Annotated in this window: 18 protein-coding genes and 1 pseudogene; 9 read left to right on the top strand and 10 right to left on the bottom strand. The window is 73.9% G+C overall.

All coding sequences use genetic code 11. From position 1 onward, the window contains the following. Positions 1-3: 3 nt before the first annotated feature. Positions 4-618, top strand: a complete 615-nt coding sequence (locus AC3ERT_RS12270) for a 50S ribosomal protein L25/general stress protein Ctc (RefSeq protein ID WP_335971025.1) — start codon at positions 4-6, stop codon at positions 616-618. A gap of 156 nt (positions 619-774) precedes the next feature. After that, complete coding sequence (gene pth, locus AC3ERT_RS12265; protein ID WP_335971027.1) at positions 775-1,368, top strand: aminoacyl-tRNA hydrolase; 594 nt, start codon at positions 775-777, stop codon at positions 1,366-1,368. 79 nt (positions 1,369-1,447) lie between these two features. On the opposite strand, the pseudogene AC3ERT_RS12260 reads toward pth, so the two are convergent. Both AC3ERT_RS12260 and AC3ERT_RS12255 read right to left on the bottom strand, forming a co-directional pair. Next, a pseudogene (locus AC3ERT_RS12260) lies at positions 1,448-1,812 on the bottom strand (VOC family protein). After that, complete coding sequence (locus tag AC3ERT_RS12255) at positions 1,809-2,642, bottom strand: trans-aconitate 2-methyltransferase (protein WP_435173976.1); 834 nt, start codon at positions 2,640-2,642, stop codon at positions 1,809-1,811. Before AC3ERT_RS12255 ends, AC3ERT_RS12260 begins: the two are co-directional and overlap by 4 nt. Before the next feature lie 132 nt (positions 2,643-2,774). Here AC3ERT_RS12255 and AC3ERT_RS12250 point away from each other — a divergent pair, with 132 nt between their 5' ends. Further along, positions 2,775-3,272 (top strand): MarR family winged helix-turn-helix transcriptional regulator, encoded by a 498-nt coding sequence (locus tag AC3ERT_RS12250; RefSeq protein ID WP_335971034.1) that lies wholly within the window; start codon positions 2,775-2,777, stop codon positions 3,270-3,272. Here the strand turns inward: AC3ERT_RS12250 and AC3ERT_RS12245 are convergent. Both AC3ERT_RS12245 and ppc read right to left on the bottom strand, forming a co-directional pair. Next, on the bottom strand, positions 3,240-4,034 hold the full coding sequence (locus AC3ERT_RS12245) for a LuxR C-terminal-related transcriptional regulator (protein WP_335971035.1): 795 nt from the start codon (positions 4,032-4,034) through the stop codon (positions 3,240-3,242). The genes AC3ERT_RS12250 and AC3ERT_RS12245 overlap by 33 nt on opposite strands. 319 nt (positions 4,035-4,353) lie before the next feature. After that, a complete protein-coding gene (gene ppc, locus AC3ERT_RS12240; protein WP_435173974.1) occupies positions 4,354-7,086 on the bottom strand; it encodes a phosphoenolpyruvate carboxylase in 2,733 nt (910 codons plus the stop codon). 200 nt (positions 7,087-7,286) lie between these two features. Between ppc and AC3ERT_RS12235 the strand changes: the two genes are divergently transcribed. Next, positions 7,287-8,606 carry a sensor histidine kinase gene (locus AC3ERT_RS12235; protein WP_435173972.1) on the top strand — a complete coding sequence of 440 codons (1,320 nt, stop codon included), beginning with the start codon at positions 7,287-7,289 and terminating at the stop codon, positions 8,604-8,606. 125 nt (positions 8,607-8,731) lie between these two features. Here the strand turns inward: AC3ERT_RS12235 and AC3ERT_RS12230 are convergent, their stop codons facing one another. From AC3ERT_RS12230 to AC3ERT_RS12215, 4 genes are all read right to left on the bottom strand, one after another. Further along, on the bottom strand, positions 8,732-9,640 hold the full coding sequence (locus tag AC3ERT_RS12230) for a DivIVA domain-containing protein (RefSeq protein WP_435173970.1): 909 nt from the start codon (positions 9,638-9,640) through the stop codon (positions 8,732-8,734). A 224-nt stretch (positions 9,641-9,864) separates the two neighbouring features. After that, on the bottom strand, positions 9,865-12,561 hold the full coding sequence (locus tag AC3ERT_RS12225; protein WP_435173968.1) for an SUKH-4 family immunity protein: 2,697 nt from the start codon (positions 12,559-12,561) through the stop codon (positions 9,865-9,867). A gap of 5 nt (positions 12,562-12,566) precedes the next feature. Next, positions 12,567-13,577, bottom strand: a complete 1,011-nt coding sequence (locus AC3ERT_RS12220) for an HNH endonuclease (protein WP_435131184.1) — start codon at positions 13,575-13,577, stop codon at positions 12,567-12,569. A gap of 223 nt (positions 13,578-13,800) precedes the next feature. Continuing rightward, entirely contained in the window at positions 13,801-14,472 is a 672-nt protein-coding gene (locus AC3ERT_RS12215) for a hypothetical protein (RefSeq protein WP_435173966.1), read from the bottom strand. 548 nt (positions 14,473-15,020) lie between these two features. On the opposite strand from AC3ERT_RS12215, the gene AC3ERT_RS12210 reads away from it, so the two are divergent. Next, positions 15,021-15,530, top strand: coding sequence for a YwqJ-related putative deaminase (locus AC3ERT_RS12210; RefSeq protein ID WP_435131180.1), 510 nt, complete (start codon positions 15,021-15,023; stop codon positions 15,528-15,530). Next, positions 15,527-16,024 (top strand): SUKH-3 domain-containing protein, encoded by a 498-nt coding sequence (locus AC3ERT_RS12205; RefSeq protein ID WP_435173964.1) that lies wholly within the window; start codon positions 15,527-15,529, stop codon positions 16,022-16,024. The genes AC3ERT_RS12210 and AC3ERT_RS12205 overlap by 4 nt, the downstream gene beginning before the upstream one ends. 76 nt (positions 16,025-16,100) lie before the next feature. Here the strand turns inward: AC3ERT_RS12205 and AC3ERT_RS12200 are convergent, their stop codons facing one another. Then, positions 16,101-16,856 carry an SDR family NAD(P)-dependent oxidoreductase gene (locus AC3ERT_RS12200; protein WP_435131178.1) on the bottom strand — a complete coding sequence of 252 codons (756 nt, stop codon included), beginning with the start codon at positions 16,854-16,856 and terminating at the stop codon, positions 16,101-16,103. Positions 16,857-17,005: 149 nt separating this feature from the next. Between AC3ERT_RS12200 and AC3ERT_RS12195 the strand changes: the two genes are divergently transcribed. The 3 genes from AC3ERT_RS12195 (at position 17,006) to AC3ERT_RS12185 (ending at position 21,317) form a co-directional block, all read left to right on the top strand. Beyond that, a complete protein-coding gene (locus AC3ERT_RS12195) occupies positions 17,006-17,611 on the top strand; it encodes a TetR/AcrR family transcriptional regulator (RefSeq protein ID WP_435131176.1) in 606 nt (201 codons plus the stop codon). Positions 17,612-17,961: 350 nt separating this feature from the next. Continuing rightward, on the top strand, positions 17,962-18,750 hold the full coding sequence (locus AC3ERT_RS12190) for an ABC transporter ATP-binding protein (protein ID WP_335971051.1): 789 nt from the start codon (positions 17,962-17,964) through the stop codon (positions 18,748-18,750). Continuing rightward, positions 18,747-21,317, top strand: coding sequence for an ABC transporter permease (locus AC3ERT_RS12185; RefSeq protein WP_435173962.1), 2,571 nt, complete (start codon positions 18,747-18,749; stop codon positions 21,315-21,317). The genes AC3ERT_RS12190 and AC3ERT_RS12185 overlap by 4 nt, the downstream gene beginning before the upstream one ends. A gap of 126 nt (positions 21,318-21,443) precedes the next feature. Here AC3ERT_RS12185 and AC3ERT_RS12180 read toward each other — a convergent pair whose 3' ends face one another. Then, positions 21,444-24,638, bottom strand: coding sequence for an N-acetylmuramoyl-L-alanine amidase (locus AC3ERT_RS12180; protein ID WP_435173960.1), 3,195 nt, complete (start codon positions 24,636-24,638; stop codon positions 21,444-21,446). Between the last annotated feature and the right edge of the window lie 174 nt (positions 24,639-24,812).

Genomic DNA, 24,812 nt, shown 5'->3' with positions numbered 1-24,812 from the left:
CCCATGGCTGAAGTGAAGATCCCCGCCCAGGTGCGTACCGAGTTCGGCAAGGGCGCCGCCCGCCGGGTGCGCCGCGCCAACCAGGTCCCCGCGGTCGTCTACGGCCACGGCGCCGACCCGCGGCACGTCACGGTCCCCGGCCACGAGCTGCTGCTCGCGCTGCGCACCCCGAACGTCCTGATCGCGCTGGACATCGACGGCTCCTCCGAGCTGGTCATCCCCAAGGCCGTGCAGCGCGACCCGCTGAAGGGCTTCATCGAGCACGTCGACCTGCTGGCCGTCAAGCGCGGCGAGAAGGTCACCGTCGAGGTGCCGGTCACCGCCGAGGGCGAGCCGGCCCCGGGCGGCAACCTGCTGGAGCACGTGCTCAACACGCTGTCGGTCGAGGCTGAGGCGACCCACATCCCCGAGGCGTTCACCGTCTCCGTCGAGGGTCTGGAGGCGGGCGCGTCCATCCTGGCGAAGGACGTGGCGCTGCCGAAGGGCACCTCGCTGGTCACCGAGGAGGACGCCGTGGTGATCCAGGTCGTCTCCGCGCAGGCCGAGGCGCCCGCCGAGGGCGAGACCGAGGCCGAGGGCGAGGGTGCCGCCGAGGCGCCCGCCGCGGACGAGAGCTGAACCAGATCGCGTCGGCCGCCGTCGTACCTCCGGGTGCGGCGGCGGCCGTTTGCGTGCGGTGTCCATGCGGCGTCCATGCGGTGTGTAAGGACCGCCGGCCAGGGTGCGCGCCCCTTACGGTTCTACGGTGTACGGCGACTGCTTTCGGAGATGTGGATGAGCGACAGCACAGGGCCCTGGATGGTGGTGGGCCTGGGCAACCCGGGGCCGGAGTACGCCGGCAACCGGCACAACATCGGCTTCATGGTGGCGGACCTGCTCGCCGAGCGGATGGGCGGGAAGTTCAAGCGGGCCCACAAGGCGCAGGCGCAGGTGGTCGAGGGCAGGATCGGGCCGCCCGGCCCGGCGAGCGCGCGGGTGGTGCTGGCCAAGCCCATGTCGTACATGAACCTGTCCGGCGGGCCGGTCACCGCGCTCAAGGAGTTCTACAAGGTGCCGACCGACCGCATCATCGCGGTCCACGACGAGCTGGACATCGACTACCCCACGCTGCGGCTCAAGCTCGGCGGCGGTGACAACGGGCACAACGGCCTGAAGTCCATCACGAAGTCGCTCGGCGCGAACTACCTGCGGGTGCGGGCCGGGATCGGCCGTCCGCCCGGGCGGATGGACGTGGCGGCCTTCGTCCTCAAGGACTTCTCCTCGGCCGAGCGCAAGGAGCTGGACTGGTTCGTGGACCGGGCCGCCGACGCGGTCGAGGAGCTCGTGACCGAGGGGCTGGAGCGCGCGCAGAGCCGCTACAACAACTGACCCCCCGTACCGGCCCCGGCCCGGCCGCCGTCGCGCACGGCGGCGGCCCGGGCCGGACCGGAGGGGGAGCGGTCAGGGTTCAGACGGTGGTCGGCTCCAGGAACTCCAGCCGGTTGCCGACCGGGTCCTCGGTGTGGAACCGCAGGTGTCCGGGCAGGTCGTAGTCCCATACGACCGGCGCGCCGTGCTCCTTGAGGGTGGCGGCGAGGTCGTGGACGCGGTCGACGCGCAGGCCGGGGTGCGCCTTGCGGGCCGGCCGGAACTCCTCCTCGATGCCCAGGTGCAGCACCGCGCCGCCCGCCGAGAACCAGCAGCCGCCGCGCCCGGCGAGCACGGGGGCTTGGCCAGTTCGGTCATGCCGAGGACGCCGGTGTAGAAGGCGCGCAGCCGCGGTTCGCTGCCGGGCGGCGCGGCCAGTTGGACGTGGTCGAGGCCGACGATCACCGGGTGGCCTCCGGGGCGCCGGCGCGGGCGATGGCGAAGATCCGGCGGAACGGGAAGACCGTGCCGTGCGGGCCGGCCGGGTACGCCTTGCGCAGCAGGTCGCGGTACTGGGCGACGAACTCGCGGGCGGCGGCCGGGTCGTCCTCCAGCGCGGTGAGCACCGGGCGCAGCGCGGTGCCCTTCGTCCAGTCCAGCACCGGGTCCTCGCCCTGGAGCAGCTGGACGTAGGTGGACTCCCAGGCGTCCACGTCGGTGCAGCCGATCTCGGTCAGGCGCTCCAGGTACTCCGCGGGGGAGAGGATGTGCACGTAGCGGCGGCCGTGTCCTTCGAGGCGGGCGCGCCAGCGCGGGGTGTCGCACAGCTCGGCGAGCAGGGCGTGGCTGGGCGCGGTGAAGTTGCCGGGCACCTGGAAGGCGAGCACGCCGCCGGGGGTCAGGTGCGCGAGCCAGGAGGGGAAGCGGTCGGCGTGCCCGGGCACCCACTGGAGCGCCGCGTTGGACACGATCAGGTCGAACGGCTCCTCGGGTGTCCACACCGCCGCGTCGGCCCGCCGGAAGTCGAGTGCGCCGCCGCCGGGGGTCGGGCCGGCGTGTTCACGTGCGGCTTCGAGCATGTCGGGCGAGCTGTCGAAGCCGGTGATGCGCGCGCCGGGCCAGCGGTCGGCGAGCAGTGTCGTCACGTTGCCCGGCCCGCAGCCGATGTCGGCGATCCGGGGCGCGTCGCCGCCGGGCACGTCGGTGATCCGGGCGAGAAGATCGAGGAAGGGGCGGGTGCGATGGGTGGAGTGCCGGAGATACTGGTACGGGTCCCACGTCGGAGCTGCTGGCATCGTTCGTACTCCCTGGATGGTGCGGAGCCGGCGAAAACGGAGAGCAAGGTTCTGCCCTTCACCTTCAGACTGCTCCCAGAGATATCTTGATGTCAAGAGACTTCATGTCGACAGACCTACTACACTGAGCGCATGGAGGACGAGGTCGACCGGCTGGTCGCTGCATGGCGCCGAGAGCGCCCCGACCTCGACGTGGAGCCGCTCGAGGTGCTCAGCCGGGTCAGCCGGCTCGCCCGGCACCTGGACCGCGCCCGGCGGATCGCCTTCGCCGAACACGGGCTGGAGCCGTGGGAGTTCGACGTGCTGACCGCCCTGCGCCGGGCCGGCGAGCCGTATCAGCTCTCGCCGGGGCAGCTGCTGACCCAGACCCTCGTCACCTCCGGCACCATGACCAACCGGATCGACCGGCTCGCCAAGAAGCAGCTGGTCGAGCGGCGGCCCGACCCCAACGACCGGCGCGGCGTGCTGGTCCGGCTCACCCCGCAGGGCCAGGACCGCGCCGACCGCTCGCTGGCCGGACTGCTCACCCAGGAGCGCGCGATCCTGGGCGACCTCACCGACCGGCAGCGCGTGGAACTCGCCGGGCTGCTGCGGCAGCTAACCGCGCCGTTCGACAACGTCCCCGGCTGACGGCAGCAGCTCCACCGGCCCCACCCCGGCCCGCCGGGCCAGCGCGACCGCGGCGAGCGTGGAGTGCACCCCGAGCTTGCCCAGCACGTTCTGCATATGGGTGCGGACCGTGTGCGGGGACAGGAACAGCCGCTCGGCGACCGCCTTGCGCCCCAGCCCCGCCACCATGCAGCGCAGCACCTCCTGCTCGCGCGGCGTCAGCGACTCCACCAGCTGCTCGCTCTCGGTACGGTGCCGGCGCGCCGCGGTCAGCTCCCGCAGCACCCCGGTCAGCAGCGCCGGCGGCAGGTGCGTCTCGTCGCGCAGCACCCCGCGGACCACCGCGAGCAGCCGCGACAGCGAGCAGTCCTTCGCCACCCAGCCGGACGCGCCGGACTGAAGGGCCCGCGCGGCGCGCACCGGGTCGTCCCGCTCGGCGAGCACCACGGTACGGGTCCCCGGGTAGGCGGCCCTGATCCGCTCCACCAGCGCGAGGCCGTCGAGCACCGGATCACGCGGCTCCAGCGGCCGCGGCTGCGACGGCACGGCCGGCGGCACCGCCGCCAGCGTCACCGGCGGGGGCTGACCCGCGCCGAGGTCCGCGTCGACCAGCAGGACGTCGTAGCGCCGCCCGTCGGCGGCCGCCCGGTCCAGGCAGCGCTGTGCCGCGGCACCGCTGCCGGCGGCGGACACATCGACGTCGGGCTCGGCCGCGAGCGCGGCTGCGAGCGACTCGGCGAAAATACGATGGTCGTCGACGACGAGGACCCGGATACGACCCACGGACACCACTCCCGATTCACGGCGCTCCCCCAAGTGGCGGTGGGCAACCGCCTCGCGGGGAGCCCGGCGCCCGGACATGGACCGCCGTCCCTGCCCGGGCGCCGGACCCCGTGCGTCTCGCCCCCTGATACCCGCCGGCCCCCACCGGCGTTGTTGAAAAGCGTAGGGGCTCATCCGGGTTATGGAGCCGCCTTGACCGAAGTTACCGGTCGGCATTTTTAGCTACGCGCGTCACCCGGGAAAGGCGGAGTGCCGCTGGTCGCGGCCCCGCCCCGCCCGCCGCCCGGGCCGGTGCGGGGCGAGGCCGCGCGCCGGGCGGTCAGCCGGTGTTGCGCAGCCCCGCTGCCACACCGTTGACCGTCAGCAGCAGGGCGCGGGCCAGCAGCGGGTCCGGCTCCTCACCGCGGGCGGCCGCCGCGCGCTGGCGGGCCAGCAGGGTCACCTGGAGGTAGGAGATCGGGTCCAGGTACTGGTCGCGGATGTGGAACGTCTGCGCCAGCTCCGGGCTCCCGGCGAGCAGTTCGGACTCGCCGGTGAGCCGCAGCACCTCGCGCACCGTCAGCTCGTGCTCCGCCTCGATCGTGGCGAACACGTGCTTCAGCTCGTCGGGCACCAGGGTGTCGACGTAGTGGCGGGCGATCCGCAGGTCCGTCTTGGCCAGCGTCATCTCGACGTTGGACAGGAAGTTGCGGAAGAAGTGCCACTGGCCGTGGGCCTCCTCCAGCACCGCGTCCAGGCCCGCCTCGCGCGCCGCCTTCAGGCCGGAGCCGACACCGAACCAGCCCGGCACGATCTGCCGGGACTGGGTCCAGCCGAAGACCCACGGGATGGCCCGCAGCCCGTCCAGCCCCGCGCCGGAGTCCGGCCGGCGGGACGGGCGCGAGCCCAGGTGCAGCTCGCCGAGCTGGTCGACCGGGGTGGAGGCGAAGAAGTACGGCGGCAGGTCCGGGTCCTCGACCAGCTCGCGGTAGGCGGTGTGCGCGGCGTCGGAGACGATGTCCATCGCCGCGTCCCACCGCGCCAGCGCCTCGTCGGACTGCCGCGGCGCGGTGTGCAGCGCCGACGCCTGGAGGGTGGCCGCGACCGTCAGTTCGAGGTTCTCCCGGGCGAGCGAGGGGATCAGGTACTTGTCCGAGATCACCTCGCCCTGCTCGGTCACCTTGATCTCGCCCTCCAAGGTGCCCCACGGCTGGGCGAGGATCGCGGTGTGCGAGGGGCCGCCGCCGCGGCCGACGGTGCCGCCGCGGCCGTGGAAGAGCCGCAGCCGCACCCCGTGCCGGTGCGCGACGTCGCGCAGCCGGCGCTGCGCGCGGTGGATCTCCCACTGCGAGGTGGTGATGCCGCCGAACTTCGAGGAGTCGGAGTAGCCGAGCATGACCTCCTGCACGTCGCCGCGCAGCGACACCAGCCGCCGGTAGGAGGGGTCGGAGAGCATCTCGTCGAGCAGCTTGTCGGCGATCTTCAGCTCGTCTGTGGTCTCCAGCAGCGGCACGATGCCGATCTTGGCGACCCCGGCGTGCAGGTCGATCAGCCCGGCCTCGCGGGCCAGCACCGCGGCGGCGAACACGTCGTCCGAGCCCAGGCACATGGAGATGATGTACGACTCCACGACCTCCGGGCCGAACCGCTCGAACGCCTCGCGGATGGTGTGGAAGACGCCCAGCGTCTTCGCGCCCGCCGCGTCCAGCGGTGCCGGGCTCGGCGCCAGCGGGCGGCGCGAGCGCAGCTCCTTGGCGAGCAGCTTGCGGCGGTAGTCGCGCGGCATGTCGGCGTACCGCCAGGACTCCTCGCCCAGCCGGTCGAAGAGCTGGCCGAGCGCGTGGTGGTGCGCCTCGGCGTGCTCGCGCACGTCCATGGTGGCCAGCTGGAGGCCGAACGCGGCCAGCGTGCGGATCGTCCGGTCGGTGCGGCCGTCGGCGATCAGGCCGCCGCGGTGGGCGCGCAGCGAGTCCTGGATCAGTTGCAGGTCGGTCAGCAGCTCGGTGCTGCCCAGGTAGTCCCGCCCGGGCACGTGGGCGGTGCCGCCGGCCAGCCGCTCGCGGGTGTTGACGAGCTTCTGCCGGATGCAGGTGGCCTTGAGCCGGTAGGGCTCCTCGGCGTTCAGCCGCTTGTAGCGCGGGCTGATCTCCGGCAGGGCCACCAGGTCGTTGGAGAGCGAGTCCAGCAGTTCCTGGCTGGCGCCGGAGTTGCGGATGGAGTTCGACAGCGCGCCGCGCAGGAAGTCGACCAGCTCCAGCGCGTCGGTGATGCCGTGCTCGTGCTGGAGGATCAGCACGTCCCACGTCACCTCGGGCGTGACGTTCGGGTTGCCGTCCCGGTCGCCGCCGATCCAGGTGCCGAAGGTCAGCGGGCGGGTCTGCGGCGGCAGCGGCACACCGACCCGCTCCAGCTCCGCGGCCAGGTCCTCCAGCACGTCGCCGACCGCGACGGCGTGCAGCTCGTCGAGGTAGTAGATCGCGTTGCGGGCCTCGTCGGCCGGCTCAGGGCGGACCACCCGCAGCTCGTCGGTCTGCCACAGCAGGTCGATGTTCTCGGCCAGCCGCAGGTCCGCGCGCCGCCGGTCGCCGGAGGAGACCGGGGACTCGTCCAGCAGCTCCGCGATCCGGCGCAGCTTGTTGAGCACCGAGCGGCGGGCGGCCTCGGTGGGGTGCGCGGTGAAGACCGGCCGCACGTTGAGGTTGCGCACGCTCTCGCGCACGTGCTCCGGGTCGCCGTCCTTGAGCAGGTCGGCGGTCTGGGCGAGCAGGCTGCCCTCGTTGGCCCGGCGGGCGCGCAGGTCGCGGCCGCGGTGCACCTGCTCGGTGACGTTGGCCAGGTGGAAGTAGGTGGAGAAGGCGCGGACCAGCTTGGCCGCGGTCTCCAGATCGGTCTCGCCCAGCAGGGCGGCGGCGGCCTCGCCGTCGCTGCGGGTCAGTGCGCGTACCTTCTCGACCAGGTCGAGAAGTTCCTGGCCCTCCTGCCGGACGAGCGTGCCGCCCAGCAGCTCGCCCAGGCGTCGGATGTCGGCGCGCAGGGCGGTGCTGCTGGCCGGTGGGGTGTCGGCGCTGCTCACAGGTGCGGCTCCTTGTGCAGTGGAATGGGCGACGGCTTGGGATACGAGTGGGTACGAACTCGGGGTACGGGGACTCGCGGACCGCGCTGTCCGACCGCTCCAGGATAGGTCTCGGGGCGCTCGGCGAGACGCCCGGCCCATCAGGCGGACACTCGGGGCGCCCGGGCTCCACCGCCCGCTCACCGCCTACGCTGGACGCCATGAGTACGACGGGGGCGCGCGTACCGGGCGAGGAGGCCGAGCCGGGACAGGCACGGGCCTGGTCCGGCCTGTGGTGGTGGTCCAGGCGGCGCAGTGTCGTGCTGGACGTGTCGCTGGCGGCGGCCTCGGCCCTGGAGTCCGCCTTCGAGGGCGCCGAGTTCACCGCGAAGGTCGGCATCCCCACCGGACTGGGCGCGCTGGTCGGGCTGCTGGTGGGCGCCACGCTGGTGCTGCGCCGCCGCTGGCCGATCGCGGTGGTGCTGGTGGCGATCGCGGTCACCCCCGCGCAGACCGGCCTGATCCTGTCGCTGGTCGGCTTCTACACCCTGGCCGCGTCCGAGGTGCCGCGCCGGCTGACGGCCCTGCTGGCCGGCATGTGCGGCCTGGGCACCATGCTCGTCGCGTTCGTGAGCATCGAGTCCAGCGTCCGGCACTCCAGCAGCCGGCTCGGGCTGCCGCTGGTGCTGGCCATCTCGATCCTGGTCGCGGCCGGCCTCATCGCGCCGCCGGTGCTCTTCGGCCTGTACGTACGGGCCCGCCGCCGGCTGGTGGAGAGCCTGCGGGACCGGGCCGACGGCCTGGAACGCGAGCTCGAGCTGCTGGCCGAGAAGGCCGCGGAGCGGGCCGAGCGGGCCCGTGCCGCAGAGCGGGCCCGGATCGCCCGGGAGATGCACGACGTGGTCGCGCACCGGGTGAGCCTGATGGTGGTGCACGCGACCGCGTGGAAGGCGGTGGCGCTCAAGGACGGCCGGAAGGCGTCGGAGAGCGCGGAGCTGGTGGGGGAGATGGGGCGGCAGGCGCTGACCGAGCTGCGGCAGATGCTCGGGGTGCTGCGCTCGGAGCCGGGGCCGTCCGCGGCGCCCCCCGCCGCGCCGCCCGTGGCCGGTGCGGTGGCCGGTGCGGATGCCGGCGCCGACCACGAGCCCGACGCCGGGCCGAGCCTGGCCGAACTCGCGCAGCTCGTCCAGGAGTCGAGGGCGGCCGGGATGGGCGTCGAGCTGTCGGTCGAGGGCGAGCAGCGGCCGTGCGGGCGGCGGATCGAGGCGACGGTGTACCGGGTGGTGCAGGAGGCGCTCACCAATGTGCGCAAGCACGCGGCCGGGGCGACGGCGCAGGTGCGGCTCGCCTACCGCGAGGCCGAGGTGGCCGTCCTCATCGTCAACGGCCCGGCCGAGCAGGCCGCCGCGGCGATCCCCGGCGGCGGGCACGGGCTGACCGGCATGCGGGAGCGGGTCACCGCCCACGGGGGCGGCTTCGCCGCGGGCCCCACGCCCGACGGCGGCTTCCGCGTCTCCGCGATGGTCCCGACGGCGGGCTGACGCGGCACGGCGGTTGGTGCGGCGGCTCGTGCGGCGGTTCGTATGGCGTTTCCCCGCGGCACCCGGGCGGGGGCGCGAACAGGTGGACCGCGGTGCGGGTCGGGAACGGCGGGCCGTGGTGCGCGTCAGGGGCGGCCGGTGAGGTCCGAGAGGGTCGCGCGGATGTGCGCGAGGTGCGCGCGTACCTCGTCGCGGTGCAGTTCGTGCTCCCGCAGCACCCGCTCCGCGTCCCGGCGCACCCGATCCTCATGGCTGCGGGCCTCCGCGATCAGCGTCTCGGCCCGGGCCTCCGCCTCGGCCTGCTGCGTCCGCAGCGCCGCCTCCGCGTCGGCCCGCTCCTGCTGCGCCTGCGCCAGCCGCCGTTCGGCGTCGGCGAGCAGGCCGGACAGCCGGCTGTCGATCACGGCCTGCTGCTCGGCGAGGTCCTGCTCCATGCCCGCCGTCCGCTCGCGCTGCTCCGCTTCGGCGGCCGCCCGGTCCCGGTCCACCTGCTGCCGCATCGCGTCGAGCGCCGCACCGGCCTCGCCCCGTACGGCGTCGGCCTCGGCGCGGGCGGCGCCCAGGATCTCCGCGGCGCGCCCGCACGCCTCGTCCAGGACCTGCTGGGCCTGGTCCTCGGCGGCGGCCAGCCGGGCGGACGCGGCCGCGCGGGCCTCGTCCTGGAGCGTGCGGCGGGCGGTGTCGGCGGCGTCCTTCGCGTACTGCGCCTCGACCTCGGCGCGTTCGCGCACCGCGGCGGCCTCCTCCTCGACCATCTGGAGCAGTTCCTGCGCGCCGGCGCCGAGCCGGGTGAAGTCGGTGGGCCCGAGCGCGGCGACCTGGCGGCGCAGGGCCTTGCACTCGGCCTCCATCTCGTTGGCGAGGACGGTCAGCCGGGCCGCCCGCTCCCACGCGGCGTCGCGGTCCTCCGACAACTCGTCCAGGAACCGGTCCACCTGGTCCGGCCGGTAGCCCCGGCCGCGCGCGGCCGCGAACCCCTCCCGCTCGCGCGGTCGCGCCGGACTCTGCGTCGATGCGGACGTATCACTGCTCATGGCCACTGCCCCTCGCGACGTCGGGCCGTTCCCGTGTTCCCATTTATCGCTTATGACCGAATTGTACGGTCCTCGACACTCCGACGGTCTCCGCCGCCCGGACTGTCTTCTACCCCGGAAACACGGACGGGCCGGGTGGAAGGCGCACCTTCCACCCGGCCCGCACGAAACGGCCGCGAACGGGCCACCTCAGCGACCCGCTCCCCGCCCTGCGCGAACGGCCCCTACAGCAGCCCGTCCCACATCTGCTCGATCAGCACCGACCACCAGTTGTCCGGCGAGGCGATCGCCGCCGGGTCCTGCGCGGCCAACTGCGCCTGGAAGTCCACCGTCCAGTGCCCGGCCTGCTCCGGCGTCAGGCCGATCCGCAGCCGCCACATCCGCCCGAGCAGCGCCATGCAGCGGGCGAACTCCGGCAGGCTGGAGTTGACGAACTGCGGCGGCGCCGGCTGCCCGCCCGGGCCCGCCTCCAACGGCACCGCGACGATGTGCGCGGTGCCGTACTGCACACACAGCTGGCGGCCGAAGTCGTTGCCCATCACCAGGTACGAGCCGGCGTCGGCGGCCGGCTGCACCCCGCGCTGCGCGGCCAGCTCGGCGAGCGTCGGCACCGGCTGGCCGGGCTGGGCCTGCGCCCAGAAGAACGGCGAGAAGTCCGTCGGCAGCCCGGCCCACACCAGCGTCTGGGCCACGATGTCCGGCACGCCCTGCCGGGAGACCGCGCGCTGGTCGAACCGGAACACGCCCTGCGGGCCGAACGCGCCCGCCACCTCCTGGCCGATCACGTCCAGACCCACCGGCGGCACCCGCAGCACACTGTGCGGGTCGGGCATCGGCACCCGCTGCGGCTGCGGGCGGGCGGGCGCGCCGGCCACCTGATGCAGCTCGCCCTGGTGGGTGAGGAGGTGCTGCACACCCTGGCGGCGGCTCGCGTGGTCCCGCCCGTACGGCGCGGTGTGGCTGATCCGCACCTGCGGCCAGGTCTCCCGGATCATCCGGGTGCAGTAGCCCCCCGGCAGGTCGCAGGACTCCAACTCGGTGTGGAGTTCGAGCACCTGCTCGGGACGGATGCCCAACGACCGCAGCTCGTGCAGGATCTGCCACTCCGGGTGCGGGGTGCCCGGTGCCGAGCGCCGGATGAGCTGCTGCTCGCTGCCGTCCTGGCCGCGGTAGCGCAGCACCGCCATGTAGCCGGGGCCGACCGTGGGCACCGCGCCCTGCTGCGGATAGCCGTATCCGGGCGGTGCGGGCGGGCCCATCGCCGGGCCGCCCATGCCGGGCGGCGGCGGGGGCGGGGTGCCCATGCCGGGCGGCGGCATGCCGGGGCCGGCGAGCATCGTGGCCGCGTAGTGCGGGTCGTTGCCCGCCGGGGGCGGTGGGGCGGCCGGGCCGGGCGCGGGCGGCGGTGCGCCCGCGCCGGGGGGCGGCGGGGGCGGCGCGCCGGCGCCGGGCGGGGGCAGGGTGGGGCCGGCGAGCATGGTGGCCGCGTAGTGCGGGTCGCTGCTCGCGGGCGGGGGAGTGCCGGCGCCGGGCGGCGGGGGCGGCGCGCCGGCGCCGGGCGGGGGCGTCCCGGGGCTGGCGAGCATCGTGGCCGCGTAGTGCGGGTTGCCACCCGCGGGGGGCGGCGGGGTGCCCTGACCTGGCGCCGGGGGACCGGAGTACGGCGGGGGCGGCGGGGTGCCCTGGCCCGGCGCGGGGGGACCGGAGTACGGCGGCGGGGGCGGGGTGCTGTGAGCCGGCGCGGGGGGCGGGGGCGGCGTGCCCTGGCTCGGCGCGGGGCCGCGGCCGGGCGGCATGGCCCGCGACGTCTCCAGGTCGGCGATGTCGGCGGCGCCGGGACTCAGTGGGGCGGGGCCGGCCGGGCCCGCCAGCCCGCTCGGCGGCGGCAGCGGCACCGACGGGCCGCCGGGCGGCGGGAACTCGGAACCACCGATGGTGTGCGGCACTCCCGGCCGGGGCGGCGCGGGCGGCTCCTGCTGCTGGGGGGCGAGCATGGTGCGCGGCAGCCCGCTCCCGCCGGGCAGCAGCTCCGTCCTGGCCTCGGCACCGGCCGGCTGTCGGTCGGGCAGGTCGGCGTCGCTGATCGGCGGCGCGAAGACGGTCTCGGGGACCGGGACGGACTGGCCCTCACCGGAGTCGCTGACCGTCTTGCCGGCCCAACTGCCGCCGCCCGAGCTCTGCGCGGGCACCGGGGCCGGAGCCGGGGCGTCGGCCGCGGAACCGGTGTTCGGAGCACCGCTGTCGCCGGGGCGCCGGTAGTCGATGCGGCCCGACCCGCCGGACGCTTCCGAGCCGCCAGGGCCCGCCGCGTCGGCCGCGGGAGCCGCGGGGCCAGCAGCAGAACCGGTGTTCGGAGCACCGCTGTCGTCGGGGCGGCGGTAGTCGACGCGGCCACCCGATGACGGAGCAGGCGCGGGCACGGACGCGGGCTCGGGTTCACCCGCCGCGGGGGCGGCGTCGGCGGGCGCCGGTGCCGGGTCGGCCGAGGCACCGCTGGCGGAGCCGGACCCGGACCCGGACCCGGATTCGGACCCGGACGTCCGGCGGTCGGGGATGCCCATCCGGTCGGCGGCGTCCTGGAGCCACTGCGGTGGGCTGAGCAGGAACGAGGTCGCCTCGAGGTCGACTCGCTGGGGCGGCTCGGGCACCGCGTCGTTGGCCACCTGGCCGTACTCCTCCTCGTAGCGGCGGATGACTTCGCCGATGGGCAGGGCCGGCCACAAGGTGGCCTCGCCGCTGTCCCGGGCGATCACCACGCGGACCGCTCCGTCGTCGGAGGACGGGCCGTCCTCCCGGGCCTCGGACCAGACCACGAAGCCGAGGTCGAACTCGCGGACGTGGACCTCGCGGGCCGCGTACGCGGGGACGTCCGCGTTGACCCAGCGCTCGGCGCGCTCCTGTGCCTGCGCGAAAGTGACCATGTGTCTCACCCCTCCACGGCCGCGGCGCTGGCGAAGCCGCCGTCGACCATCAGATTCGCGACCGTGTCCAACTCGGGCGGATTGCCGACCAGTCTCAGCAGGAAGGCGTCGAGCGAGTCGCCGCAGGGCAGCAGCAGCTCGGCCACCCGCTCGGCCGGGGTGGCCCAGCGGTCGCCGTCGCGCGCGTCGTCGTAACCGAGGAACCAGACCGAGCCGGCGCCCTCGCCCTTCACCCGCACCGCGAGCAGGCCGCCCTGGATGTAGCCGATCGCCAGGTAGTCCTTGGTGAGGTGGTCGCGCAGGCACTTGTTCACGTACACCAGGTCGTTGGTCGCCGCCTCGTCGCGGACGGTGAAGAACGGCTGGTCGAGCAGCAGGCCGAGGTCGGGGTCGAGGGCGACGCCCTTGGGGGCGCAGCCGCCGGCCGCCTTGAGGAAGGTGCGGTAGGAGCCGGGCAGGCGGTACCCCAACTCCTCCTCGACGTCCCGCACTTGCTGCTCGGTGACCGCGACCGGCTCCTTGGGCAGCCCGAAGTGCACCGGGCGGGTCTCCTGGAGCGGACGGGTGCCGCGCTTGGCGTGGTCGGCCACGGAGGCGGCCAGGCCGCCGTGGTGCCGCAGCAGCGCCTTGACCTCCACCGGCACCAGTTCGAGCCGGCGGCTGCCGTGGACGTGGTGCCAGGTCCAGCCGTGCGGGGTGGCGACCGGCGACAGGCTGCCCCACAGTTCGTGGCCGGAGGCGTGCAGCGCCGCGTTGGCCGACACGTAGTCCGTCAGGCGCAGTTCGTCCACGCCGAAGCCCTCGGGCGGCTCGGCTATCTCGGCCGCCGCGCGGGCGTACGGCGAGAAGTCGGGGTAGCCCGCGTCGTCCACCCACACGCCTTGCGGGTGGCGGGCGGCCCGGATCGGGTCGGGAAAGTGCACGACCTGTCCGGCGTAGGCCGCGTTGGGCGGCGCGGTGCGCGCGGCGGCTGCGGGTCCGGGAGGTGATCCCAGCCCTTGCGGGCCTGTGGTCATGGCGATTGCCCCCTGCTGCGTCTGAGCTGATGACGACAGCCTAGGGGGTCGTGCAAGAGCCCCGCGGGTCCCGTCCTCGCGCCTGTGGATAACTCGCTCCCCGCGGCCCGGTTCGCCCCGATCGCCCGCTTCGGCGCAGCCAGCTGGGGCGGACCGGGACAGACCGGGGAGGACCGGGGTGGCCGCGGGGCGGCCTGCGCGGCCTGTCCGACCCGGCCCGGGGTCACTTCGTGGCGGCCGCCGCCCGCAGCTTGTCGACCTGCTTGCTCGCGATCTCCGCCCGCAGCGCCGCCGTCTTGTGGTCCGCGCGCACCGTCTCGAAGGCCGCCACGAAGTCGCCGACCCGGACCACGGTGACCAGCGCCATCCCGGAGGCGCCGAGCGCGGGGTCGGAGACGGTGTAGGTCACCTGCTGGTCGCCGAAGGTGCCGCCGACCGCCGCGGACGCGGGGACGCTCTTGACCGTGAAGGTCGATGTCCGGCCGTTGCGGGTGACCTTGTAGCCGGAGCATTGGGCGACCGCGGCCGACAACTGGTCGAGCACCTGCTTCGCGCGCCCGGCCCGGTAGGAGGCCACGACCTCCAGCGAGATCGTCTTCGCGCCCGCCTCCGCGGCCGCGGTGTCGGTGACCAGCGCGCCGGTGTAGACGGTCCTGGCGAGCTTCGGCTCCAGGCTCCACTGGTCGGCCACCGGCTGGCACGCCGCGGGATCGGTGGTCTGCTCGGCGCCCAGCAGCTGGCTGTCATCGGTCGCGGGCACCACCTTGAGATGGTCCACGTCCTTCGCGGTGATCACCGAGCCGGTGAGCTTCTTGGACGCCGCGCTGCCGCTGTCCTTGCTCTTGCCGCCGCCGCAGGCCGCGGTGAGTGCCAGCGCGGGCACCAGGACGGCCACGGGCAGCACCCTGCGGCTACCGGTCAGTAGGCGACGGCGTGGGCGTATCCGCATCTATGGCTTCCCCTGTGTCGTGTGCGGGCCCGGCGCCGCGGCGCCGCCCTTGCCCGCGCGCCGCGTCCGGTCCGTGGCGTCCCGGCCCGGCCCTCGCGGGCGTCCGCCCGCTGCCGCGCGACTCTACGGCACCAGGCCCGCCCCGCCGCCTATGGCGCTGCTCACAACACGGTCACCGCACGGTCACGATGAAGCCCCGTCAGCCCGGCGCCGCGCGAACCGCCCCGCGCCCGCGGCGCCGTACGGACCTCCCCGCGGCGGCGCACCCGTTCCCGCCATGCACGGCCGCCCCGCGACGGCGACGGCGCGGCGGCGGATGTGTGCGCTCCGTGTTCGAAGCACGGCGGTGACGTCACAGGACGGTGACATGGCCCACACAGAAGGGTCGCCACATCGTGATCCGCTTCCCTCCCGGATGGCGTCTTTGGCACTCTGATCCGGCAGACGGGGGAGCTGCCGCCTTGGGGCGGGTGAACGACGGAACGGGGCAGGATATGACAACTCGGCTACCAGCGGCGGACACCGCCGACCCCAGGCTGAGCTGGAGCGCTGCCCGCGACGGGATGGCGGCCCCGGTGCTGCGGCACCGCCGGGACGGCATCCTGCCCGCGATCGCGGCCGCGCTGTCCATCCGGGACGAGGTGCTCACCTGCACCGGCGCCAAGGGCGAGCAGCCGCCCGTGCTCCACCCGATCGTGCAGGACTTCCTGGACGCGCTCCCGGTCGCCCAGCGTGAACGGTTCACCGGCCGCTGCCCGGAACCGGTGCTCCTCTCACGGCACTTGACGGCGGTCGAGGCGAACCGCGGCAAGCGGGCCTCGCGCCGGCCGCTGACCCAGGGCGAGGCGCGCAAGGCGCTGCGCGGCGCCAAGCTCACCGCGCGCCGCATACGCGAGGACGGCGACCCCGCGCACGGCAGCTACGCACCGCCGTGCCGCTCCTGCGCGCCCCTGCTCGCGCACTTCGGGGTGCGGCCCTTCGATCCCGCGGCGGCGGGCGCGTGAGCGCGGGCACGGCGGGCGGCACCCGCTTCCCGCTGGGCGTCGACGCCGCGCTGCGCACGGCCGGCTGGCAGCCGGGGCGCTGGGACATCAAGCAGGCCGAGGTGTGGGCGGACCGGCTGCGCGGGCACCTCTCGCCGGGCGGCCACCGGCACGCGGTCTTCCCGGCGGCGGTCGAGGCGTGGGCGGAGTTCGGCGGTCTGGAGATCCCGCCCGCGGCCGGTCCCGGCCGCCAGGTGGCGCCTTCCGCCGTCGTCGTCGACCCGCTGCGCGGCCTGCACCTGGCCCGTACCTTCGGCGACCTCGGGCGGGCGCTGGAGACCGAGATCAGCCCGCTCGGCGAGGAGCCGGGGTCCGGCGCGCTGCTGGCCATCGACCCCGACGGGCGGGTCTACGCGGTGGACCACACCGGTGACTGGTACGTCGGCCCGGACGTCGACCGGGCGCTGGCCGCCCTGCTCGGCGGGGTACGCCCGGTGCGCCTGACGATGGGCTGAAACCCGTACGACCCGGCCCCGCGTGCGCGGCCCGCACCGCCGGCACCTCCTGTGCTGTCGGCGCCTCCCGCGCCGCTCACACCGCGGTGAAGCCGCCGTCCACCGGCAGGATCGCCCCGTGGATGTGCGTCGCCTCGTCACTGGCGAGGAAGGCCACCGCGGCGGCCACCTCGTCCAGGCGGCCCATCCGGCGGGCCGGGCTCGCCGCCAGCAGGGGTGCGATGACGTCCGCGTGGGCGGCGTTGCCCTCGGTCTCGGTGGGGCCCGGGGCGACCGCGTTGACCCGTACGCCGCGCGGACCGTACTCCGCCGCCCAGGACTTGGTCAGCGAGTGCACCGCTGCCTTGGTCATGCTGTACAGGGCGGAGTCGGCCATGCCGACCGAGCCGTTGATGGAGCCCATGTTGACCACCGCGCCGCTGCCGCGCTCGGCCATCGCCGGCACCAGCAGCCCGGTGAGCTGGAAGGGGGCCTTCACGCTGACGGCGAAGGCGGTGTCCAGGGTCGCCTCGTCGGTCTGCTCGGTGGGGAGCAGGCCCAGCAGCTGCGCCGCGTTGTTGACCAGGATGTCCAGCCGGCCGCCGGCCGCCTCCAGTGCCGCGTCGGCCAGGCCCCGTACGGCCGCGCCGCCGGCGGCGAGGTCGGCTGCCACGAACACCGCCCGGCCGCCGGCCGCCTCGATCTCCTCCACCACCGCCTCGCCGCGCTCGGCCCGCCGCCCGCTGAGCACGACCAGCGCGCCCTGCGCGGCCAGCGTGCGGGCCACCTCTGCTCCGATGCCCGAGGTCGAGCCCGTGACCAGGGCGGTCCTGCCGTCGAATCGCCGTTCCATGACCTTCTCCTCCTGGGTGCCGCTGTCGTGTGGCGCGCCCGGGGCTCCGCGGTGTCCGGCGGTGCCCCCTGGCGGCGTGGTCGAGAGTGGCACCCAGAAAATGGACCAGCAAGTCCACAAATGGCGCCGTGCTGTGCGACGCTGGAGGCATGACGCAGCAGCCGGTGAAACTCACCGCGAAGGGCCGGGCCACCCGGCAGCGCATCGTCGAGGGCGCCGCCGCCGAGATCCGCGCCCGGGGCGTGGTCGCCACCACCCTGGAGGACGTGTGCCGGGCGACCGCGACCAGCAAGAGCCAGCTCTTCCACTACTTCCCCGACGGCCGTGAGCAGTTGATGTACGCCGTCGCGCAGTACGAGGCGGACCGGGTGCTGCACGACCAGGAGCCGTTCCTGAGCGACCTGACGTCCTGGGCGGCATGGGACGCCTGGCGCGAGGCGGTGCTGGCCCGCTACCGCGAGCAGGGCATGACCTGCCCGCTGGGCACGCTGATGACGCAGCTGACCCGGACCACGCCCGCCTCCCGCGAGGTCACCGCACGGCTGCTCCAGCAGTGGCAGCGCAGGCTCGCCGACGGCATCCGGGCGATGCGCGAACAGGGCGCGACCGCGCCCGGCACCGACCCCGAACAGGCCGCCGCGGCGCTGCTCGCAGGCGTCCAGGGCGGCGTGGCGATCCTGCTCCAGACCGGCCGGACCACCCATCTCGAAGCCGCCCTCGAGCTGGGCGTCTCGGCCCTGCGCGCCGACTCCTGACGGGCCGTCGGAGCAGGTCCGCGCCACCGACCCTGAGCCGCATGTCCCCCTCGGGTAGCAGACCCCTAGGGGGACACACCTACTTGCGGCGCCCGCCGGTTCGTACCGCCGGATGACGATCGCGCCGTCCGCGCTGTCTACCGTCGAAGGGCGGGCTGGAACCCCCTCGCCGTCGCGGCGGGGTGGGGATAACCCCACCCCGCGAACGGATAGTTCCACCATTGTCCGCCGACACCGGCTCCGGCAGGCTCAAGGGCATCAGGCGACCGGTGCCCGGCGCACCGCGACCGACGGCCGCGCGGACCACGCCGGCCGCGCGCACCAGCGAGAACAAACAACGGGAGACAGAAGTGACGACGGCTACGACGGTTCCCACAGCCGGGGGCAGCGGAGAACGCACGGCCGTTGCCGCCGCGGGCCGGGCAGTGACGAAGGCGTACGGCTCCGGTGAGACCCGCGTGGTCGCGCTGGACGCGGTGGACGTGGACATCGCCCGCGGCCGCTTCACCGCGATCATGGGCCCCTCCGGCTCCGGCAAGTCCACCCTCATGCACTGCCTGGCCGGGCTCGACACGGTCAGCGAGGGCCGCATCTGGATCGGCGGGACCGAGATCACCGACCTGAAGGACAAGAAGCTCACCCGGCTGCGCCGGGACAAGATCGGCTTCATCTTCCAGTCGTTCAACCTGCTGCCGACGCTGAACGCGGCGGAGAACATCACGCTGCCGATGGACATCGCCGGCCGCAAGGTCGACCGCGAGTGGATGGACCGGGTGGTGGAGACCGTCGGCCTGGCCGGGCGGCTCAAGCACCGCCCGACCCAGCTGTCCGGCGGCCAGCAGCAGCGCGTCGCGGTGGCCAGGGCGCTGGCCGCGCGGCCGGAGATCATCTTCGGCGACGAGCCGACCGGCAACCTGGACTCCCGGGCCGGCGCCGAGGTGCTCGGCTTCCTGCGCCGCTCGGTCGACGACCTCGGCCAGACCATCGTGATGGTCACCCACGACCCGGTCGCCGCCTCCTACGCCGACCGCGTGCTCTACCTCGCCGACGGCCGGATCGTCGACGAGATGGCCGACCCGACCGCCGACTCGGTGCTGGAGCGGATGAAGTCCTTCGACGGTCGCGGGAGGACCTCGTGACCGTCTTCAGGACATCGGTGCGCAACTTCTTCGCGCACAAGGGCCGGATGGCCCTGTCCGGTGTCGCGGTGCTGCTGTCGGTGGCGTTCATCTGCGGCACCCTGGTCTTCACCGACACCATGACCGCCACCTTCGACAAGCTCTTCGGCAACTCCGCCTCCGACGTCACCGTCAGCGCCAAGGAGGTCAAGAACGCGCAGGACACCGGTATCCCGGACACCCTGCCGGCCTCCCTCCAGGCCAGGCTCGCGCACGTGACCGGGGTCGCCGCCGCGGTGCCCGACGTGACCAGCGAGGAAGTCACCGTCGCCGATGCGCACAACAACAAGATCAGCCCGTCGTCCGGCGCCCCGACGATCGTCAGCAACTGGGACACCACCGAGACCAAGGCGGTCGAACTCAGCTCCGGCCACCTGCCGGCCACCGACCACGACGCGGTGATCGACGCCGACACCGCCAAGGCCAAGCACCTGAGGATCGGCGACACCCTGCGCGTCATCGCGCAGCCCGGCGAGTTCAAAGTCACCATCACCGGCATCGTCTCCTTCAAGGAGACCAACCCGGGCGCCGCGGTGGTCTACACGGACACCGCCGTCGCGCAGGCCAAGCTGCTCGGCCGCACCGACGCCTACACCGGGTACGGCCTGACCGCCGCCAAGGGCGTCACCAACGACCAGCTCAAGGCGAACGTGAAGGCCGCGATCGGGCCCAACTACACGATCGACACCGCGGCCGAGACCGCCAAGAAGGAGAAGGACCAGGTCGGCGGCTTCCTGAACTTCATGAAGTACGCGATGCTCGGCTTCGCCGGGATCGCGGTCCTGGTCGGCGTCTTCCTGATCGTCAACACCTTCTCCATGCTGGTCGCCCAGCGCACCCGGGAGATCGGCCTGATGCGGGCGCTCGGCTCCAGCCGCCGCCAGGTCAACCGGTCGGTGCTGATCGAGGCGGTGATGCTCGGCACCGTCGGCTCCGTGGCCGGCATCGGCGGCGGCATCGGCTTGGCCGTCGGGCTGATGAAGCTCATGGGCAAGGCCGGCCTGAAGCTGGACAGTTCGGAGCTGACCATCAAGGCCACCACCCCTGTCGTCGGCCTGGTCGTCGGCGTCGTCGTGACGGTGGTCTCGGCCTACATCCCGGCCCGCCGCGCCGGGAAGATCTCCCCGATGGCCGCGCTGCGCGACGCCGGGACCCCGGCCGACGGCCGGGCCGGGAAGGTCCGGGCCGCGCTCGGCGTACTGGTGTGCGCCGCGGGCGCGTTCGCCCTGGTCGCCGCCGCGCACACGGACAAGGCGTCCTCCGGCGGCGGCCTGCTCGGGATCGGCGTGCTGCTGTCCCTGGTCGGCTTCGTGGTCGTCGGCCCGCTGCTGGCCGGCGTGGTGGTGCGCGCCGTCAGCGCGGTGGTGCTGCGCTTCTTCGGCCCGATGGGGCGGCTCGCCGAGCGCAACGCGCTGCGCAACCCGCGCCGTACCGGCGCCACCGCCTCCGCGCTGATGATCGGACTGGCACTGGTGGCCGGGATGTCGGTGGTCGGCTCCTCCATGGTGGCCTCCGCCACCGACCAGCTCGACAAGTCGGTCGGCGCGGACTTCATCGTCGAGGTCGGGGGCGGCGCCTCGCAGCCCATCACCCCGGCCGCCGCCAAGGCGATCAAATCGGCGAAGGACCTCGACCACCTCACCGAGTACACCCTCGTCAGCGCCACCCTCACCACGCCTTCCGGCAAGCAGGTCAAGGAGAAGCTCAGCGCCGCGGACCCGACCTACCCGCAGGACGTACAACTCGCCACCACCCAGGGCAAGCTCCAGGACGCCTACGGCAAGGACGCGATGTCCGTGCCGGAGGGCTTCGCCAAGGACAACCACATCAAGGTCGGCGACGTGCTGACCGTCGCCCTGGTCGGCGGCCGCACCGCGCACCTGAAGGTCGCCGCCGTCACCAGCGACGACACCGCCCTGGAACACGGCAGCCTGTTCACCAGCATCGACACCGCGCGCGCCTACCTGCCCGCCGACAAGATGCCCGGCGACTTCATGATGTTCGGCAAGGCCGTCTCCGGTAAGGAGAAGGAGGCGTACGCGTCCTTGAAGGCGAAGACGCACGCCTACCCGCAGATCGACGTGCGCGACCAGGCCGACTACAAGCACCTGATCAAGAGCCAGGTCAACCAGCTGCTCTACATGATCTACGCGTTGCTGGCGCTGGCGATCATCGTGGCGGTGCTCGGCGTGGTCAACACCCTGGCGCTGTCGGTGGTGGAGCGCACCCGGGAGATCGGCCTGATGCGGGCGATCGGCACCTCCAGGCGCCAGCTGCGGCGGATGATCCGACTGGAGTCGGTGGTCATCTCGCTCTTCGGGGCGCTGGTGGGCCTGGGCCTGGGCCTCGGCTGGGGCTCCACCGCCCAGCAGGTGCTGGCCACCCAGGGGCTGCACATCCTGCGCATCCCGTGGAGCACCATCGTGATCGTCTTTCTGGCGTCCGCGGTGGTGGGCCTGCTGGCCGCGCTGCTGCCGGCCTTCCGGGCCGCGCGGATGAACGTGCTGAACGCGATCGCCACCGACTGAGCGACCCGGCGGCGGCCCGGCGGCGACCCGCCGGCCCGCACCCCGGACGGCACCCCAAGCGGCGGCCCCGGACACGCGAACCTTCCTCGCGTGGCCGGGGCCGCCGTGTCGTGCGTGTCTGGGCGGTCAGGACGTGAAGTAGCCGGTGATGTCGGCCAGCAGGTTGACGCTGCCGGCCGAGTTGTAGAAGTCCAGCTTGCCGTCCGTCACCGGGACCACCACCAGGTTGGGGATGGTCTGCCCGGCGGGGAAGTTGAGGCTGGAGGTGTCCGGCCGGGTCGCGCCGTCGGGGTAGACGATGACGTGCCCGGTGGTGGTCGGGCTGACCGCGGTGACGTTCATGACCACCGCCGTCACCCCGCTCGCGGGCAGCCCGCCGTGCCCGGCGAGCGGCAGCGTGAGGGTCTTGCCGCCGGTGAGGGCGCCCTTGGTGCCGCCGGTGCCGTTGCGGGTGTCCATCAGCCGGGTCGGCCCGGTGGAGTGGAAGAGCGAACCATCCGTCGACGAGGTGTAGTAGCCGGTGATGTCGGCGAGGACGTTCACGCTGCCGGCCGAGTTGTAGAAGTCGACCTTTCCGTCGACCACCGGCACCGTCACCAGGTTGGCGATGGTGGTGCCCGCCGGGAAGTTCAGGCTTGAGGTGCCCGGCTGGGTGGTGCCGTCGGGGTAGACGATCAGGTGCCCGGTCGCGGTGGGGCTGACCGCGGTGACGTTCATGACCACCGCCGTCACCCCGTCCGCGGGGATACCGGTGGAGCCGCCGGTGACCTGGAGGGAAACGGTTTTGCCCGCCGCCACCGGACCGGTCACCCCGCCGGTGCCGTTGCGCGTGTCCATCAGCCGCGCGGGCCCGACCGGGGCGAACCGGGAACCACCGGTCGACGAGGTGTAGTAGCCGGTGACGTCGGCGAGGACGTCCACGCTGCCGGCCGAGTTGTAGAAGTCCACCTTGCCGTCCGCCACCGGCACCACGACCAGGTTCGCGATCGTGCGGCCGGCCGGGTAGTTGAGGCTTGAGGTGCCCGGCTGGGTGGTGCCGTCGGGGTAGACGATCAGGTGCCCCGTGGTGGTGGGGCTGACCGCGGTGACGTTCATGACGACCGCCGTCACCCCGCTGCTGGGCACCCCGCCGCTGCCCGCGACCTGGAGGCTGATCGTCTTCCCGGCGCCGACCGCGCCCTTGGCGACCCCGGTGCCGTTGCGGGTGTCCATGATCCGGGTCGGGCCCGCCGGGGTGAACGTCCCGGCCGGCGGGGTGACCGCCGAGGACGCCGTGACGTCGCTCGCCTTGACGTACCCGAGCCGGTGGTTGAAGCGGATCGGGTAGTAGACGGTGCTGCCCACCACCCGCGTCTGGTCGCCCGGCGCGCTCTGGTCGATGTTCTTCGCGTAGTAGTAGTCGGCGTTCACCGGGTCGTCGGCGACGTAGGACTGCCCGGCCGGGATCGTGTAGCCCAGCGGCGCCACGATCTGGGTGGCCTGGCTCGCCACGTCGGCGATCACCGAGGGGTACGCCGACGCCTCCGGGTAGGCCCGCCCGTACACCGGGACCGCGCTGCTGCCGGCCGGGGTGACCACGTGCCGCGCGGTGCTGCCGTTCGCGACGGCGAACCGGCCGCCGGGGTTGTAGAACCACGCCTTCTGGCCGCCGTACCAGATCGCCGTCCAGTCGCCCTGGACGCCGGCCACCACGAAGGATTGCCCGGCGACCGCCTTGTCCGTGAGGTCGGCCGCCTGCGTGGTGCCGTTGGCGACCTTGTCGGCCGCCAGCACCGGGTCGCCGATCAGCGCCGCCGTCGTGGACGGCGAGGTGCGCAGGTAGACGAAGCTGGTCGGCTGCGCCGTGCACGGGTCGGGGCTGCACCCGGTGACGGCCGGCTCGTTCGCCGAGGTGAACGGCGGGTCGATGGTGATCTCGCCGCCCACCACCGGGGTGCCGCCGCCACCAGGGGTCGCGCCCAGCAGGTCCAGGTAGTGCGACCAGTTCCAGTACGGGCCCGGGTCCCAGTGCATGCTGGTCAGCTGGGCGGTCTGCGGCGAGGGCACGTCGTCGTGGCCGAGGATGTGCTGGCGGTCCAGCGGCACGCCGAACCGGTTCGCCAGGTAGCGCACCAGCGCGGCCGACGACTCGTACAGCGACTCGCTGTACCAGGACGCGCCGGAGATCGCGATGCCCTCGTGCTCGATGCCGATCGAGTGCGCGTTGACGTAGTAGTTGCCCGCGTGCCAGGCCACGTTCTTGGTCTGCACGACCTGGGTGACCAGGCCGTCGGACGAGCGCACGATGTAGTGCGGGGTGGCGTACTGGTTCGGGTCCTGGAATATCCCGAGCGCGCTGCTGTAGCTGCCCTCGGTGTCATGGATCACGATGTACTTGATGGTGTTGCCGTCGGCCGGGCGGTTCGCCAGGTCGTAACTGCCGTACTTCGACTTGTCGCTCGGGTCGGTCTGCGCGTAGGCGGCCGGCACGTAGTTGCACGTCAGGCCGGACGGGCACTCAGGCGTCGGGTTCGCCGCGGCTGCGGCGGGCGCACCGGCGACCTTGGTGGCGGCCCGGGTCTCCTGCGCGGCCTCCGCGGTCGCCGACGGCAGCCCCAGGTCCGCCAGCTTTGAGGTCTGCGGCGCCACGGACGGCTCGGCCGCGAGCGCGACCTGCTGGCCGTCGGCGGTGGTACGCGTCACGCCGGCCCGCAGCGTGCTGTAGACGCGGTCGGCGTACTGCCCCGCGCCCTGGGCGTCGGTGGACTGGCTGAAGCGCGCCACGGCGCCGTACCAGGCCCCCGGGTCGGCCGGCAGCGTGCCGGCGAGCTGCCGCTCGTAGTGCGCGAGGAGCGCGGCGCCGCCGCGGACGCTCTGCGCCGCGTCGGTGCGCAGCTTCGCCTGCGAGGTGCCGGTCAGCTTCGCCGCCGCGTCCAGGGTGCGGTAGGCGGCCGTCGGGCCGCTCGCCTTCTGGGTGGCGGCCTTGGCGCGCGTGGCGGCCGGGGCGGAGCTGCCGCCCGCGCCGCGCTCGTCGGTGTCCGGCGCGGTCCCCGCCGCCTGGAGGGCGGCGGTGTCCACATGGGTCAGACCCATGACGTTGTAGTTGCCCGTGGTGCTGGGCGCTCCGGCGTGCGTGTCCCACAGCGACTGGTGGTACGCCACCGCCATGAGCAGGCCCTGCGGTACGTGGAACTCCTGCGCGGCGCGCGCGAAGTCCTCCTGGAGCGTCCCGTGCGCGGCGCCTGACGTGCTGCCCGCGGCCCTGCCGCCGCCCGGCTCGGCCTGCGCGGCCCCCGCCCCGGACAGCGACAGCGACAGCGCGCCCGCCACGAGCGCGGCCACCGCCGCGCTGCGTGCCCCCCGTGACCCTCTTCGGTGTCCCTGATCTGACTTCCTCAAGGTCCCTCCCCACCGTGTTCGGTTGTCCGGGCCCGGTCTGCCGGGCCCGAAGCTACGCAACGTAGCAGGCCCCTCCCTCAGGACGGCGCCGACGGCAGCGGTCGGGCGGTGGCTGTC

This window comes from Actinacidiphila sp. bgisy145 (genome assembly GCF_057708125.1).
Note: the sequence above shows the minus strand (reverse complement) of the source record. Positions and strands in the feature narration are given on the sequence as shown.